The sequence below is a fragment of the Rahnella inusitata genome (assembly GCF_003263515.1).
GTDB lineage: Bacteria > Pseudomonadota > Gammaproteobacteria > Enterobacterales > Enterobacteriaceae > Rahnella > Rahnella inusitata.
In genome coordinates this window covers 18645-33327 of the sequence record NZ_JYDE01000013.1, presented here as the reverse complement: position 1 = coordinate 33327, position 14683 = coordinate 18645, and the positions used below count along the sequence as shown (strand labels likewise).

General features: G+C 53.6%; 13 protein-coding genes. 11 read left to right on the top strand and 2 right to left on the bottom strand.

The features are described from left to right. Positions 1-69 precede the first annotated feature (69 nt). The 6 genes from TU92_RS07585 (at position 70) to TU92_RS07560 (ending at position 5740) form a co-directional block, all read left to right on the top strand. Positions 70-501 carry a carboxymuconolactone decarboxylase family protein gene (locus TU92_RS07585; protein ID WP_112165846.1) on the top strand — a complete coding sequence of 144 codons (432 nt, stop codon included), beginning with the start codon at positions 70-72 and terminating at the stop codon, positions 499-501. 258 nt (positions 502-759) lie between these two features. Then, on the top strand, positions 760-999 hold the full coding sequence (gene nrdH / locus TU92_RS07580) for a glutaredoxin-like protein NrdH (RefSeq protein WP_112165843.1): 240 nt from the start codon (positions 760-762) through the stop codon (positions 997-999). Between the two features lie 10 nt (positions 1000-1009). Further along, positions 1010-1414: a class Ib ribonucleoside-diphosphate reductase assembly flavoprotein NrdI gene (gene nrdI, locus TU92_RS07575; protein ID WP_112165841.1), complete on the top strand. Its 405-nt coding sequence runs from the start codon at positions 1010-1012 to the stop codon at positions 1412-1414. Next, positions 1396-3558 carry a class 1b ribonucleoside-diphosphate reductase subunit alpha gene (nrdE, locus tag TU92_RS07570; protein WP_112165839.1) on the top strand — a complete coding sequence of 721 codons (2163 nt, stop codon included), beginning with the start codon at positions 1396-1398 and terminating at the stop codon, positions 3556-3558. Before nrdI ends, nrdE begins: the two co-directional genes overlap by 19 nt. Before the next feature lie 9 nt (positions 3559-3567). Then, positions 3568-4551 (top strand): class 1b ribonucleoside-diphosphate reductase subunit beta, encoded by a 984-nt coding sequence (nrdF, locus tag TU92_RS07565; protein WP_112165837.1) that lies wholly within the window; start codon positions 3568-3570, stop codon positions 4549-4551. A gap of 148 nt (positions 4552-4699) precedes the next feature. Continuing rightward, the gene (locus tag TU92_RS07560) at positions 4700-5740 is read left to right on the top strand and encodes an aldo/keto reductase (protein ID WP_112165835.1); all 1041 of its coding nucleotides are present in this window, start codon (positions 4700-4702) and stop codon (positions 5738-5740) included. Between the two features lie 61 nt (positions 5741-5801). Here the strand turns inward: TU92_RS07560 and TU92_RS07555 are convergent, their stop codons facing one another. Both TU92_RS07555 and TU92_RS07550 read right to left on the bottom strand, forming a co-directional pair. Next, positions 5802-6362, bottom strand: coding sequence for an NlpC/P60 family protein (locus TU92_RS07555; protein ID WP_112165833.1), 561 nt, complete (start codon positions 6360-6362; stop codon positions 5802-5804). Between the two features lie 193 nt (positions 6363-6555). After that, positions 6556-7911, bottom strand: coding sequence for a 2-hydroxycarboxylate transporter family protein (locus TU92_RS07550; protein ID WP_112165831.1), 1356 nt, complete (start codon positions 7909-7911; stop codon positions 6556-6558). Between the two features lie 319 nt (positions 7912-8230). Between TU92_RS07550 and TU92_RS07545 the strand changes: the two genes are divergently transcribed. From TU92_RS07545 to proX, 5 genes are all read left to right on the top strand, one after another. Continuing rightward, positions 8231-9898: an ATP-binding protein gene (locus TU92_RS07545; protein WP_112165829.1), complete on the top strand. Its 1668-nt coding sequence runs from the start codon at positions 8231-8233 to the stop codon at positions 9896-9898. Beyond that, the gene (locus TU92_RS07540; protein WP_112165827.1) at positions 9891-10589 is read left to right on the top strand and encodes a response regulator; all 699 of its coding nucleotides are present in this window, start codon (positions 9891-9893) and stop codon (positions 10587-10589) included. Before TU92_RS07545 ends, TU92_RS07540 begins: the two co-directional genes overlap by 8 nt. 604 nt (positions 10590-11193) lie before the next feature. Beyond that, positions 11194-12390 carry a glycine betaine/L-proline ABC transporter ATP-binding protein ProV gene (proV, locus tag TU92_RS07535; protein ID WP_112165825.1) on the top strand — a complete coding sequence of 399 codons (1197 nt, stop codon included), beginning with the start codon at positions 11194-11196 and terminating at the stop codon, positions 12388-12390. Beyond that, entirely contained in the window at positions 12387-13577 is a 1191-nt protein-coding gene (gene proW, locus TU92_RS07530; protein WP_112165823.1) for a glycine betaine/L-proline ABC transporter permease ProW, read from the top strand. Before proV ends, proW begins: the two co-directional genes overlap by 4 nt. A 107-nt stretch (positions 13578-13684) precedes the next feature. Beyond that, positions 13685-14683, top strand: a complete 999-nt coding sequence (gene proX / locus TU92_RS07525) for a glycine betaine/L-proline ABC transporter substrate-binding protein ProX (protein WP_112165821.1) — start codon at positions 13685-13687, stop codon at positions 14681-14683.

The following is a 14683-nucleotide window of genomic DNA, read 5'->3' as shown; positions in this document are numbered from 1 at the left end:
GGCATTGAGACGCGCTGCGCGTCACCGTTTACTTAAAAAGTGACTTCAAAAATCCCAGAGGAAATCATTATGACTACGCTTCGCCTGCCTTACTTCACCCTGTCTTCATCCGTCATGGAACCGATGAAAGCAGCACTCGGCGCGCTGGAAAAAGGTCCGCTGGATAATGTGATTATCGAACTGGTATTCCTGCGCGTCTCACAGATCAACGGCTGCGCCTACTGTCTGGATATGCACTCGAAGGCACTGCGCAAAATGGACGTGGCTCAGACCCGGCTGGATCAGCTGGCAGGATGGCAGGTGAGCCATGCGTATTCTGAGCGCGAACGTGCGGCACTGGCATGGGCGGAATCGGTCACTCTGGTGGCGGTGACCGGCGCACCGGACAGCGCCTTTGAACCGCTGAAAGCGCAGTTCAGCGAGGTGGAAATCTCAGAACTGACCTTCGCAATTGCGGTGATGAATGCGTTCAATCGTCTGGCCGTCGGTATGCGCCAGTAATCTCATCGCTTAGTTTTTAAGCTTGGAAATAGTTTTCGTCCTACAGCCCGCATCCTGCGGGCTTTGTCGTTTTTGCAATAAGCATTTTTAAAATATCTACATATTGTGTGGTTGAATATTTTAATCACCACATCTAGTATTCAATCCATCGGGACGCCATGAAGGCACCGACTCTCGCGCCTGATCCCCGGCTGAAGCAGCGCCGCAGCGGTCAGGCAAAAATTGTCTCTGATTTCTTACCAAATGGAAATACGAATCATGAGCATTATTATTTACAGTAAACCAGACTGTGTCCAGTGCAATGCGACTTACCGTGCATTAGATAAACATGGCATCGCTTATGAAGTGATCGATTTGACTCAGGATGCGCAGGCGCTCGGCCAGGTTCGTGCGATGGGGTATCAGCAGGTGCCGGTGATTGTCGCCGGTGACGATCACTGGTCCGGTTTCCGTCCCGACAAAATCAGCGAACTGCGCCAGCTCCAGAACGCGTTCTGAGGACCGGCGGATGAATCCGTTGGTCTATTTCTCCAGCAGTTCCGAAAACACGCATCGCTTCGTCGGCAGAACCGGATTGCCGGCGATCCGCATTCCGATTAACCGTCAGCCCGAAAAATTGCGCGTGACTTCACCGTACATTCTGGTGGTGCCGAGTTACGGCGGCGGGTCGGCCAAAGGCGCGGTGCCAACGCAAGTGATCCGTTTTCTGAACGATGAACATAACCGTTCACTCATCCGCGGCGTTATCGCCGCCGGGAATACCAATTTCGGCGCAGCGTATTGCATAGCCGGTGACATCATCGCCCAGAAGTGTCAGGTACCTTACCTGTATCGCTTTGAATTGCTGGGTACGCCGGAAGACGTTGCAAAGGTTACACAGGGAGTTACTGAATTTTGGCAACGACAGAACTGAATCTTACCGAGGCGGACACCTCCAGCCCCGATTATCACGCGCTCAACGCCATGTTGAATCTGTTCGATGCCGAAGGCCGCATCCAGTTCGATAAAGACCGGCTGGCTGCGCGTCAGTATTTTCTGCAACATGTGAATCAAAACACGGTGTTTTTCCACAATCTGGCGGAGAAATTACGCTATCTGGTGGAAGAGGGCTATTACGAAGCCGCCGTATTAGACCAGTACGCTTTCGACGACATCAAGGCGTTATTCAAACAGGCTTACACCAAAAAATTCCGCTTCCAGACCTTTCTGGGCGCATTCAAGTATTACACCAGCTACACGCTGAAAACCTTCGACGGCAAGCGTTACCTTGAGCGTTACGAAGACCGCGTGTGCATGGTGGCGCTGACGCTGGCGCGCGGCGATATCCAGCTTGCCGGGCATTTCGTGGATGAGATCATTTCTGGTCGCTTCCAGCCCGCGACGCCGACGTTCCTCAACTGCGGTAAAAAACAGCGCGGCGAACTGGTCTCCTGCTTCCTGTTGCGTATCGAAGACAACATGGAATCCATAGGCCGCTCGGTGAACTCGGCGCTGCAACTGTCTAAACGCGGCGGCGGCGTAGCCTTTATGCTGACCAACATCCGTGAAGTCGGCGCGCCGATTAAGCGCATCGAAAATCAGTCTTCCGGCGTGATCCCGATAATGAAGATGCTGGAAGATGCGTTCTCCTACGCCAACCAGCTCGGTGCGCGTCAGGGCGCGGGCGCGGTCTATCTCAACGCGCATCATCCGGACATTCTGCGTTTCCTTGATACCAAACGCGAAAATGCCGACGAGAAAATCCGCATCAAAACGCTGTCGCTCGGCGTGGTTATTCCGGATATCACCTTCGAACTGGCGAAAAATAACGAAGACATGTACCTGTTCTCGCCGTACCACGTCGAGAAAGTTTACGGCGTACCGATGTCTGAAATCAGCATCACGGAGAAATACCGCGAGATGGTGAATGACAAGCGCATTCACAAAACCAAGATCAACGCCCGCGAGTTCTTCCAGATTCTGGCAGAGATTCAGTTCGAGTCCGGCTATCCGTACATGATGTTTGAAGATACGGTTAACCGTGCCAATCCGATCAAAGGTCGCATCAACATGAGCAACCTGTGTTCGGAAATTTTACAGGTGAATTCGCCGACGATTTACGGCGAAGATTTGTCATATCAGCAGGTTGGCAAAGACATTTCCTGTAATCTCGGCTCGCTGAATATCGCCTCAGCGATGGATTCACCGGATTTCGGTAACACCGTAGAAATGGCGGTGCGGGCGCTGACGGCGGTATCTGACATGAGCCACATTCGCTCAGTGCCGTCTATCGACCAGGGGAATCAGGATTCGCACGCCATCGGCCTCGGCCAGATGAATTTGCACGGCTATCTGTGCCGCGAGCGAATTTATTACGGTTCCGAAGAAGGTCTGGATTTCACCAATATCTACTTCTGCGCCGTGGCGTTCCACGCGATCCGCGCCTCGAATCAGATAGCCATCGAGCGCCAGCAATCCTTCAAAGGTTTTGCGGATTCAACCTACGCCAGCGGCGCCTATTTCGACAAATACGTCGATGACGCGCAGGCAGATAAATGGCAGCCAAAAACCGGGCGCGTACGTGAGCTGTTCGCGGATGCAGGGATCCCCATCCCGACCACCGCAGACTGGGCGGACTTGAAAACCTCGGTCATGCAGCACGGTTTGTATAACCAGAATTTGCAGGCGGTGCCGCCGACCGGTTCGATTTCGTATATCAATAATTCGACGTCGAGTATTCACCCGATTGTGTCCCGCGTGGAAATCCGCAAAGAGGGCAAAATTGGTCGTGTGTATTATCCGGCAGCGTTTATGACCAACGACAATCTGGATTACTACCAGGATGCCTACGAAATCGGCCCGGAAAAGATTATTGATACCTACGCCCAAGCCACGCAGCACGTCGATCAGGGGCTGTCGCTGACGCTGTTCTTCCGCGATACCGCCACCACGCGCGACATCAACAAAGCGCAAATTTACGCGTGGCGTAAGGGCATCAAGACTATTTATTACATCCGTCTGCGTCAGATGGCGCTGGCAGGCACCGAAGTTCAGGGCTGCGTGTCCTGCACGCTTTAAGGAAGAAATATGAGTGGAATTAAACAACTGCTGGTGCCACAGCCGGTAAGCAAAGCGATTAACTGGAACAAACTTCAGGACGATAAAGACCTCGAAGTGTGGAACCGTCTGACCTCCAACTTCTGGCTGCCGGAAAAGGTGCCGCTCTCCAACGATATTCCGTCGTGGGCGACGCTCAATGCGCAGGAAAAGCAGCTGACCATCCGCGTGTTTACCGGCCTGACGCTGCTCGACACCGTGCAAAACGTGGTTGGTGCGCCGACGCTGATGAAAGATGCGGTGACGCAGCACGAAGAGGCGGTGTACTCAAATATCTGCTTTATGGAAGCGGTACATGCGCGTTCTTACAGTTCGATCTTCTCGACGCTGTGCGCCACCGTGGACGTAGACGAAGCCTACCGCTGGAGTGAGGAAAACGTCGCGTTGCAAAACAAAGCCGCGATCATTCTTTCATACTACGACGGCGAAGATCCGCTGATGAAGAAAGTCGCCAGCGTGTTCCTCGAATCCTTCCTGTTCTACTCCGGTTTTTATCTGCCGATGTACTGGTCGAGCCGCGCCAAGCTGACCAACACCGCCGATCTGATCCGTCTGATCATCCGCGATGAAGCCGTGCATGGTTACTACATCGGCTATAAATTCCAGAAAGCGCTGGCGCTGGAAAGCGAAGAGCGTCAGCGGCAGATCAAAGAGCAGGCGTTTGATCTGATGCAGGATTTGTACGACAACGAGATCCGCTACACCGAGGAGTTATACGACGGCGTCGGCTGGAGCGAAGACGTGAAGAAATTCCTGCACTATAACGCCAACAAAGCGCTGATGAATCTCGGCTATGAAGCCCTGTTCCCGGCCAGCATGGCGGACGTCAATCCGGCGATCCTTTCCGCATTGTCACCAAACGCCGACGAAAACCACGACTTCTTCTCGGGTTCGGGCTCATCGTATGTGATTGGCACGGCGGTCAATACGGAAGATGAGGACTGGGATTTCTAAGTAGCCCCTTGCGACTGGACGGGTTTGTCTATGCTCCCCCCCTTCGCAGGGGAGTGAGTCGAACAGTATTCCGGTGTTGCCCTTATTGCTCTGAGCGTTAGTATAGGAACAGTGTTTCAAAAACCTACGCATTCAAAAAGGAAACATCATGCCCTACAACGCCTCACCCTCGCGCTATGAAACCATGCAATTTCGCCGCTGCGGCCAAAGCGGCCTCAAACTCCCTGCTCTTTCTCTTGGCCTGTGGCACAGCTTCGGTCACGTCAGCCCGCTGGAATCGCAACGCGCCTTGCTGCAAAAAGCCTTTGATTTAGGCATCACCCATTTTGATCTGGCCAATAATTACGGGCCACCGCCGGGTTCGGCAGAGGAGAATTTCGGTAAGCTGCTGCGTCAGGATTTTTCGTCGTATCGCGATGAGCTGATCATCTCCACCAAAGCCGGTTATGACATGTGGCCTGGCCCTTACGGCGCAGGCGGTTCCCGCAAATATCTGCTGGCAAGCCTGGATCAAAGCCTGCAACGCATGGGGCTCGATTATGTCGATATCTTCTATTCGCACCGCGTAGATGAAGAAACGCCGATGGAAGAAACCGCCGCCGCACTGGCTTACGCCGTGCAAAGCGGCAAGGCGCTGTATGTCGGGATTTCGTCTTACTCGCCGGAGCGCACGCAGAAAATGGCTGAGCTGTTACGCGAACTGAAAGTACCGCTGCTGATCCATCAGCCGTCTTACAATTTGCTAAACCGCTGGGTCGATAAGAGCGGATTACTCAATACGCTGGAGCAAAACGGCGCAGGCTGCATTGCCTTCACACCGCTGGCGCAGGGGTTGCTGACCGGTAAATACCTCAACGGTATTCCGGACGGTTCAAGGATGCAGGTCGAAGGAAATAAGGTGCGCGGACTGAATGCCAACATGCTCACCGATGCTAACCTGAACAGTCTGCGGTTGCTCAACGAGATGGCGCAGGCACGCGGCCAGACAATGGCGCAGATGGCGCTGAGCTGGTTGCTGAAAGATGACCGCGTGACCTCGGTGCTGATTGGCGCCAGCCGCCCTGAGCAACTGGATGAAAACGTGCAGGCGCTGGACAATCTGCGTTTCAGCGCGGAGGAACTGGCGGCAATCGATAAACACGTTGCAGACGGGGAACTGAATCTGTGGCAGGCATCTTCAGATAAATAAAGCATTAATCAAACAGCAGGCGGATAAACGTTTTATCCGCCTCTTCTGCAAATAAAGTCTACTAGGCCGTCAGCTCTAAACGTCGCGCCGTTTCGTAGTGATCTACCCAATATTGATTATTCAGTGATGAGATTGTGACGCCTTGTATTTTGGACGCGTGAATAAACTGGTCATCACCGATATATACCCCGACGTGGCGATCGCCCGGCGTGGTTTTGAAAAACACTAAATCCCCAGGCTTAAGATTATTTTTATTCACCTTGGTGCCATTTTTGATTTGTTCAAACGTGGTGCGCGGCAGTTCGGTGTGCAGGGAATCATTGAAAATATGTTGCATCAGCGCGGAGCAATCGACGCCGCGGTGCGTGGTGCCGCCCCAGTGATACTGCGTACCTTTCCAGCGTGAATACTGGGAAAGCAGGGCCGCTTTGATATTTTTGGACTTACCCGTATTGCCTTCGTATACCGGGGATGGGTTCACATCAAGCAATTCTGTTTGATAAAAATGATTTTTGCCAATTTCTGAAAATTGCTTCGGCAAATCAAACGCGGAGCAATACGTACTGAACAATAAGAAAAACGATACGGATAATGCAGAGGTGAAATTTTTAAAACGAAACATGCGTGATTTCTTTTATTGAAATATAACTCGTCCTTACCTGGGAACCAGCAAACGGGGCGGGTGACTCGTCGTTGAGTGCGCAAATAATAACCGCAGCTTAAAAAATCACCACTCAAAAACGAGTCCAATAAAGGACATTCCCTATTTTCTATCGGGAAACCAATCCCTTCCGCTGAAGGGATTGGGGAAGGCATCAGGAGAAGAACTTCGCCAGCACGAAAAGCCCAACAGAAACGTTGATCGCACCGCCAATGCGGGTCGCAATTTGCGCGAATGGCATCAGGGTCATGCGGTTGCCGGAGGTGAGGATCGCCACGTCACCGGTGCCGCCCTGCCCGCTCTGGCAGCAGGAAACGATCGCCACATCAATCGGGTACATGCCAATTTTCTTGCCGACGTAAAAACCGGTAGCCACCAGCGCCAGCACTGTGGTGACAATCACCAGCAGGTTTTGCACGGTAAAGGCGTCGATCAGTTCCTGCCACGGGGTTATCGCCACGCCCACCGCAAACAGCACAGGATAAGTGACCGCCGTGCGAAAGAATTTATACACCGCCATCGAGCCGTGCTGAATGGTCGGGGAAATGCCGTTCGCCAGTTTCACCACCACTGCCGCAAATAACATACCGACCGGCGCAGGCAGGCCTATCCACTTCTGACCGAGCATCCCCACCATGTACAGCAGGATCGCCAGCAGCGCGCCGCAGGCCAGCGCGTTAACGCCGGGATTACCTTTGAATTCGTCGGTGCCGCTGCCCAGATGGCCTTGTCTGGCGGGCATCAGCGTGCCTTCTCCGGTCAGATGCGGATAACGTTTACCGATCTGATTAAGTACGCCCGCCAGGACGATCGCGGTCAGACTGCCGAGCATCACGATCGGCAGAATACGACCGAGCGCCACGCCCTGCTCCATGTGCAAGATAGTCGCGTAACCCATCGACAGCGGGATCGCGCCTTCGCCCACGCCGCCGGCCATGATCGGCAGGATCAGAAAGAAGAAGGTTTGCACCGGCGGTAATCCCAGCGCAGTGCCGACCGCCATCCCGGCGATCATCCCCACAATTTCACCGCACAGCATCGGTACAAAGATGCGCATAAAACCCTGGATCAGCACCTGACGGTTCATGCTCATGATACTGCCGACAATAATGCAGCAGATGTAGAGATACAGGATGTTGGTGGATTTGTAGAATTTGACCGTGGAATCGACCACGACGTCAGGCAGCAGGCCGTAGTGCACCATCGCCGAGGGAATAAAGGTGGCGCAGATCGCCGCCGCACCGAGTTTACCCACCACCGGCAACCGCTTACCGAACTCACCGCAGGCAAAACCAAAGAACGCCAGCGTCGCAACCATCACCACGATGTCGCTGGGCAGTTTACCGTTCAGGCAATCGAGCAGGATCAACACGCCCGCCAGTAAAAAGAAAGGCAGCGGAATAATCCCTATCTTGTAGTTATCCAGAATGTGCCACCACTTTTGTCTGGCGGAGAGTCCGGTTTTTTTGCTGTCTTCAACAACAATGTAGGAATCGTCGGTTGTGCTCATGACATCGCCCTTTTCTTATCGATACTTTTTATATTGAGAGGGTCAGCATAAGAAACAGAGCGGTCGGACGGATGTGAGTTTGTTCAAATTAAACTCGCAGGGATTAAGGTTGTTATGGTTTTTATGGCGTTAATGCTACTTCCTTTATAAGGATTACCGGATTAGTAGTAAAAAACCTTATTAACCCTGTAATTACTGCGTGAAATAAAGGGCTTTTTAATTCCCTGTTCACAACTCTGCTTTTGGCGGATTACGATGCCGATTACACCGTGATACGCTTATTCGATATGTGTCTTTTGAAGTTTCCGTGGCGGGTCGTATGAAACGCAGATTGCCTTTTCAGGTAAAACTCTTTTTATCTCTGGTGTTATTTTCCTGCCTGCTCTTAGCGCTGCTGGGCGCCATTTTGTTTCACGTTATCGACCGGCAACTGCATCACGATCTCGGCCAGCGGGCGCGGGTTCAGGCCAGTGAAATAGCGCTGATGCCGGGGCTGGCGCAAAAAGTCGCTGACCGCGACGTCGTGGGAATTGCGCGCCTGATCCAGCCGCTGCGGGATCAAAGCGATGCCAGTTATATTGTGATTGGCGACGTCCGCGAGCGGCATCTTTATCATTCCGAATCACCGGAGAGAATTGATCTGCCGATGATTGGCGGCGATAACGCTGAAGTCCTTGCCGGGAAAACCATTATTTCGGTGCGTCAGGGTGGCATCGGCGTTTCATTACGCAGTAAAGCACCGATTTTGAATGCCAGCCATCAGGTGATCGGCATTGTTTCTGTCGGTTATCTCACTTCTTATATCGACAATATTAATGGCCGCCGTCTGGCGCAGGCGGGTTTATACGGCATGCTGCTTTTAATCCTGCTGTTTATTTTCTCGTGGATCTTTAGCCGCAACGTAAAAAAACAGATGTTCTGGCTGGAACCGAAAGATATTGCATTGCTGGTGCGTCAGCAAAAAGCGTTGCTGGAAGCGATGTATGAAGGCGTATTCGCCATTAACGGCCAGAAGCAGCTGATTCTGATTAACCGCGCGGCGCGTGAATTGCTCGATATCCGCCAGCCGGAAAATGAACTGCTCGGCAAACCGCTGGCTGGCGTGCTGGAGACACCACCCACGTTCTTTACCGAAAGTGGCGTTCAGGACGCCTCTCCCGCCAAAAACAGCAGCCGTCACGATCAGATAACCGTACTCAATCAGCGGCAGGTGATCGTCAACCGCGTGCCTATCGAGCTGGAGCCCGGCAAGGAAAGCGGATGGGTGTTCAGCTTTCGCGATAAAAACGACATTAATACGCTCAGCAGCCAGCTGAGCCAGGTGAAACGCTACGCCGACAGTCTGCGCATCATGCGCCATGAGCAACTGAACTGGACCGCGACGCTGGCCGGTTTGCTGCAAATGCAGCGCTACGACGACGCGATGCGCTACATTCAGGCGCAATCCGAAGGCGCGCAAGCGGTGCTGGATTTCGTCTCGGCGCGCTTCACGTCGCCGGCGCTGTGCGGGCTGCTGCTGGGTAAATACGTCAGCGCGCGCGAGAAAGGCGTCGAGCTGGCATTCGATCCGGCCTGTCAGCTGTTGCGCATCCCGCCCGCCATCAGCGAAACCGAGCTGATGTCGGTTATTGGCAATTTGCTGGATAACGCCGTGGACGCCACACTCAAAGCGGAGACCGCACCCGCACCGGTGGAGCTGTATATTTCTGACAGAAATCACGAGCTGCTGATTGAGGTGGCCGATCGCGGCGGCGGCGTGGATGACGCGCTGAAGCCGCACCTGTTTGAGCAGGGCGTCACCAGCAAGCCGCAGAGCGGCGATGATATGACGGGCGCGGAACATGGCATCGGTCTGTATCTGGTAGCAAGTTATGTCCGTCAGGCGGGCGGCAGCATCGAAATCTCAGACAATACGCCGCAGGGTACGATATTTTCGGTATTTATCCCGTACCCGGCGGAGGCCTTAACAGGAAAGAAATATGAATAACCTCAGCGTACTCGATGTGGTGATCGTGGAAGATGAGCCGCATCTTGCCGGTCTGCACCGCGATTTTATCGAGCAAAATTTCAATCTGCGTGTGGTCGGTCTGGCCGCCACCCTGGAACAGGCGCGCTCGTTACTCCGTTTGCATCAGCCAAGACTGATCCTCCTCGATAACTATTTGCCGGACGGTCAGGGCGTGGATCTGATCGACAGCCCACTGCTGAAAGGCTTCGACTGCTCGGTGATTTTTATTACCGCCGCCAGCGATATGCAAACCTGTAGCCAGGCGATGCGCAGCGGCGCATTCGATTACATCATTAAACCGGTGTCGTTCCATCGCCTGCGCAGCTCGCTGGAGCGTTTTATGCAACTGGTGGAAACACTGCGGTATGTGAAAGTGGTCGATCAGCGTGCGCTCGACAGGTTATTCAATTTGCCCGCCAGCGATACGCCGCCCGCCCCTTCCGCCAAAGGGATTGAGCCGAATACGCTTGAACTGGTGCAGCGGGTATTCAACGCCAAACCGGACGTCAGCTGGTCGGTTGAACAGGTAGTGGAAGAGGTCGGGATCAGCAAAACCACCGGACGCCGCTATCTGGAATATTGTGTGGAAATGGGCTTTATCGGTGTCGAGATGCAGTACGGAAATATCGGTCATCCGAGGCGTCTGTATCGCAAAATATCCGACACGTAAAAATCCGTTTCCTGACGCCCAATTTCGACCTTTTTGCCCGCTCAATTTCCCACGCTCTGCCGGTGTCTGCACCGGCCCGTTCTCCGCATTCCCGGCTGCCTGACAAAAATATTTCACCCATCAGGCACCTTTCAGACAACCGGTAAATTCACGCCTTTCACCTCTGGCTGAAATCTCTATTTACAGCGAACAAATACGCGCTGTGAATTTGCATTTAAATCACTGATCTCAGTGATATATCTTCGTCTAAAACCCCACAAAAAGAAAAGTCATTAAATTCATTTAAATCAGTGAGTTAACTATATTTACCTCGACCATATGGAGCAAAGTAATTAGCAAAAACATAAAAACCTTAACACCCAGGAATTTGTCATTAAATGTCAACGGGAAAGCCGGATAATTAGCGGTGCATGACACGTACAAATACGCCACCAGAATCGCAACCATGAATATTCTTCAGAAACATTGAGACTTGTCTCAGAATTTCGATGTGTTAGGGTATAACGCGTTCACTATTTCGTTACAGGTAATATCCTATACGGTCCAACAGAAAAACTAGACATCGAGCCGATACGGCTATTTATATCCAAGGAATGCACATTGCATGGCAATTAAAATCGAAGTAAAGAATCTTTATAAGGTATTTGGCGAGAACCCGGATCGCGCTTTCAAGATGATCGACGCAGGCAAGGGTAAAGAAGAAATTTTTGAGAAAACCGGTCTGTCACTTGGCGTTAAAGATGCCAGTCTGGCCATTGAAGAAGGCGAGATCTTCGTCATCATGGGGTTATCCGGTTCCGGTAAGTCCACCATGGTACGCCTTCTCAATCGTCTGATAGAGCCCACCCGCGGCGAAGTGTTGATCGACGGCGAAGACATCGCCAAAATCTCAGAAGCAAAACTGCGCCAGGTGCGCCGAAGCAAAATCAGTATGGTGTTTCAGTCCTTTGCGCTGATGCCACACCTGACCGTGTTGAATAACACCGCGTTTGGTATGGAACTGGCCGGTGTGCCGGTGGAAGAGCGCAATGCCAAAGCCCTCGATGCGTTGCGTCAGGTCGGTCTGGAAAACTATGCCAACTCCTATCCCGATGAATTATCAGGCGGTATGCGTCAGCGTGTGGGTTTAGCCCGTGCGATGGCCAACAACCCTGACATTCTGCTGATGGATGAAGCCTTCTCGGCGCTTGACCCGTTAATCCGTACCGAAATGCAGGATGAACTGGTTAAGCTGCAGGCTCAGCATCAGCGCACCATCGTGTTTATTTCCCATGACTTAGATGAAGCCATGCGTATTGGCGATCGCATCGCCATTATGCAAGGCGGCGAAGTGGTACAGGTCGGCACGCCGGAAGATATTCTGAATAATCCGGCCAACGACTATGTGCGCACCTTCTTTCGCGGTGTGGACATCAGTCAGGTCTTCAGCGCCAAAGATATCGCACGCCGTCGTGGCGCACTCATTCGTAAAACCCCCGGTTTTGGTCCCCGTGCAGCGCTCAAGCTGCTGGAAGATGAAGACCGCGAATATGGTTATGTGCTGGAACGTGGACAGAAATTCATCGGCGTTGTGTCGATCGAATCGCTGAAAACTGCGCTGAAAGCCAATCAGCCGCTGGAAAGTGCCCTGCTGGAATCTCCGGCACCGGTGCTGGCAGATATGCCGCTCAGCGAACTGATTTCCCATGTCGCCGCCGCGCCTTGCGCCGTGCCGGTCGTCAATGAGGACAATAACTATATCGGCATTATTTCCAAAGCCATGCTGCTTCAGGCTCTGGACAAAGAAGGGGGTAACGAATGAGCAACTCAATAAATAGCACGATCGTTCAGCACGCACAGGCCGCTCAGGCTGAGGCATTGGATCCGTCAATCGATCCGTGGAGTGCTGATAACGCCAGCGGCGGTGTCGCACCGCAGGCTGACGCGGCGGCTTCAGCGCCTGCCGATGGCAGCAGCGATCCCTGGGGTGGCAGCAGTGATGCCGCCGCCAGCGCGCCGGATGCCACGCATCATGCCGCCGCACAGGCCAACGACTGGCTGAGCGTCGCACCTGAACAGCAACAGCATTTTAATATTCTCGATCCGTTCCACAGCACGCTTATCCCGCTCGATCGCTGGGTGACTGAGGGGATCGACTGGCTGGTCGGCAACTTCCGTCCGGTATTCCAGGGGATCCGAGTCCCGGTCGATTTCGTCCTGAGCGGTTTTCAGCACGGCCTCGAAACGCTGCCCGCGCCGATTGCGATCTTAGTGTTCGCATTGATCGCCTGGCAGATGGCCGGGTTAGGCATGGGTGCCGCCACGCTGGTTTCCCTGGTGCTGATCGGCGCCATCGGCGCATGGTCGCAGGCTATGGTGACGCTGGCGCTGGTTCTGACGTCGCTGTTCTTCTGTATTCTGATAGGTTTGCCGCTGGGGATCTGGCTGGCGCGCAGTCAGAGAGCGGCGAAAATTATCAGGCCGCTGCTTGATGCCATGCAGACCACGCCGGCGTTCGTTTATCTGGTGCCGATCGTCATGCTGTTTGGTATCGGTAACGTGCCCGGTGTCGTGGTGACGATTATCTTCGCCCTGCCGCCGGTCGTTCGTCTGACCATTCTGGGTATCAATCAGGTGCCGGAAGATCTGATAGAGGCCGCGAAGTCCTTCGGTTCAAGCCCGCGCCAGTTGCTGTTCAAAGTACAGCTGCCGCTGGCGATGCCGACCATTATGGCCGGTATTAACCAGACGCTGATGCTGGCGCTGTCGATGGTGGTTATCGCCTCGATGATCGCGGTGGGTGGTCTGGGTCAGATGGTGCTGCGCGGTATTGGCCGTCTCGACATGGGTCTGGCCTCGGTCGGTGGTGCGGGTATCGTTATCCTCGCCATTATTCTTGACCGCCTGACGCAGTCCATGGGTCGCGACAGCCGCAGTAAAGGCGGTCACCGCTGGTTCACACGTGGTCCTGTCGGCCTGGTGATGAAGCCTTTCGCGAAGAAAGCCTGATTCACATCCTGCACGTCTCCCGGCGGTTCGCCGCCGGGTTATCCAATCTCTAAGTAAAACAACGCAGTCCACTCTTACGTATTCACAAGCAAGAATAAGGGTTCACCATGCGCACAACATCGCTCAACACACTCGTCCTCGCATTATCGATCGCCACTCCGGCTGTTTTCGCCGCCGACTTACCGGGCAAAGGCGTGGTCGTCAAACCGCTGCAAAGCACCATCGCGGAAGAAACTTTCCAGACCGAACTGGTTAACCGCGCGTTGGAAAAACTGGGTTATGACGTCCAGCAGACCGGCGAAGTGGATTACAACGTCGCGTATACCGCGATCGCCAGCGGCGATTCCACTTACATGGCAGTGAACTGGGAACCGCTGCAAACAGACATGTACAACGCCGCCGGTGGCGACCAGAAGTTCTACCGTCAGGGCACCTACATTAAAGGCGCGGCGCAGGGTTATCTGATCGACAAGAAAACTGCCGACAAATACAACATTCACGATTTATCGCAGCTCAAAGATCCGAAGCTGGCCAAATTGTTCGATGCGGACGGTGATGGCAAAGCTGATATGGCCGGATGTAATCCGGGCTGGGTCTGCGGCTCTGTAGTGAATACGCAAATTAAAGCGTACGGGCTGACCAATACCGTCACCCAGAACGAAGGCAACTACTCGGCCATCATCGCCGATACGTTGACCCGCTTTAAATCCGGCAAGCCGGTGCTGTATTTCACCTGGACACCGTACTGGGTGAGCAACGAAATGAAACCCGGCAAAGACGTGGTCTGGCTGACCGTGCCGTTCTCGGCGAATCCGGGCTCGCAGAAAGACATGGATACTACCCTGCCGAACGGCAAAAACTACGGTTTCCCGGTAAACAACGAACATATCGTCGCCAACAAAGCCTGGGCTGAGAAAAACCCGGCGGCCGCGAAACTGTTCGCCATCATGCAACTGCCACTGACCGATGTGAACGCGCAAAACCTGCGAATGCACGAAGGGGAATCCTCTTCAGCGGATATCCAGCAGCACGTTGATGGCTGGATCAAAGCGCATCAGGCCACCTTCGACGGTTGGATTAAAGAAGCCGCCGCCGCCGCAAAATAA

Coding starts and splice junctions, on each gene's coding strand:
- nrdI (WP_112165841.1), top strand. CDS start 1,010: ATGAATCCGTTGGTCTATTTCTCCAGCAGTTCCGAAAACACGCATCGC.
- TU92_RS07585 (WP_112165846.1), top strand. CDS start 70: ATGACTACGCTTCGCCTGCCTTACTTCACCCTGTCTTCATCCGTCATG.
- TU92_RS07555 (WP_112165833.1), bottom strand. CDS start 6,362: ATGTTTCGTTTTAAAAATTTCACCTCTGCATTATCCGTATCGTTTTTC.
- TU92_RS07540 (WP_112165827.1), top strand. CDS start 9,891: ATGAATAACCTCAGCGTACTCGATGTGGTGATCGTGGAAGATGAGCCG.
- nrdH (WP_112165843.1), top strand. CDS start 760: ATGAGCATTATTATTTACAGTAAACCAGACTGTGTCCAGTGCAATGCG.
- TU92_RS07545 (WP_112165829.1), top strand. CDS start 8,231: ATGAAACGCAGATTGCCTTTTCAGGTAAAACTCTTTTTATCTCTGGTG.
- TU92_RS07550 (WP_112165831.1), bottom strand. CDS start 7,911: ATGAGCACAACCGACGATTCCTACATTGTTGTTGAAGACAGCAAAAAA.
- proX (WP_112165821.1), top strand. CDS start 13,685: ATGCGCACAACATCGCTCAACACACTCGTCCTCGCATTATCGATCGCC.
- nrdF (WP_112165837.1), top strand. CDS start 3,568: ATGAGTGGAATTAAACAACTGCTGGTGCCACAGCCGGTAAGCAAAGCG.
- TU92_RS07560 (WP_112165835.1), top strand. CDS start 4,700: ATGCCCTACAACGCCTCACCCTCGCGCTATGAAACCATGCAATTTCGC.
- proV (WP_112165825.1), top strand. CDS start 11,194: ATGGCAATTAAAATCGAAGTAAAGAATCTTTATAAGGTATTTGGCGAG.
- proW (WP_112165823.1), top strand. CDS start 12,387: ATGAGCAACTCAATAAATAGCACGATCGTTCAGCACGCACAGGCCGCT.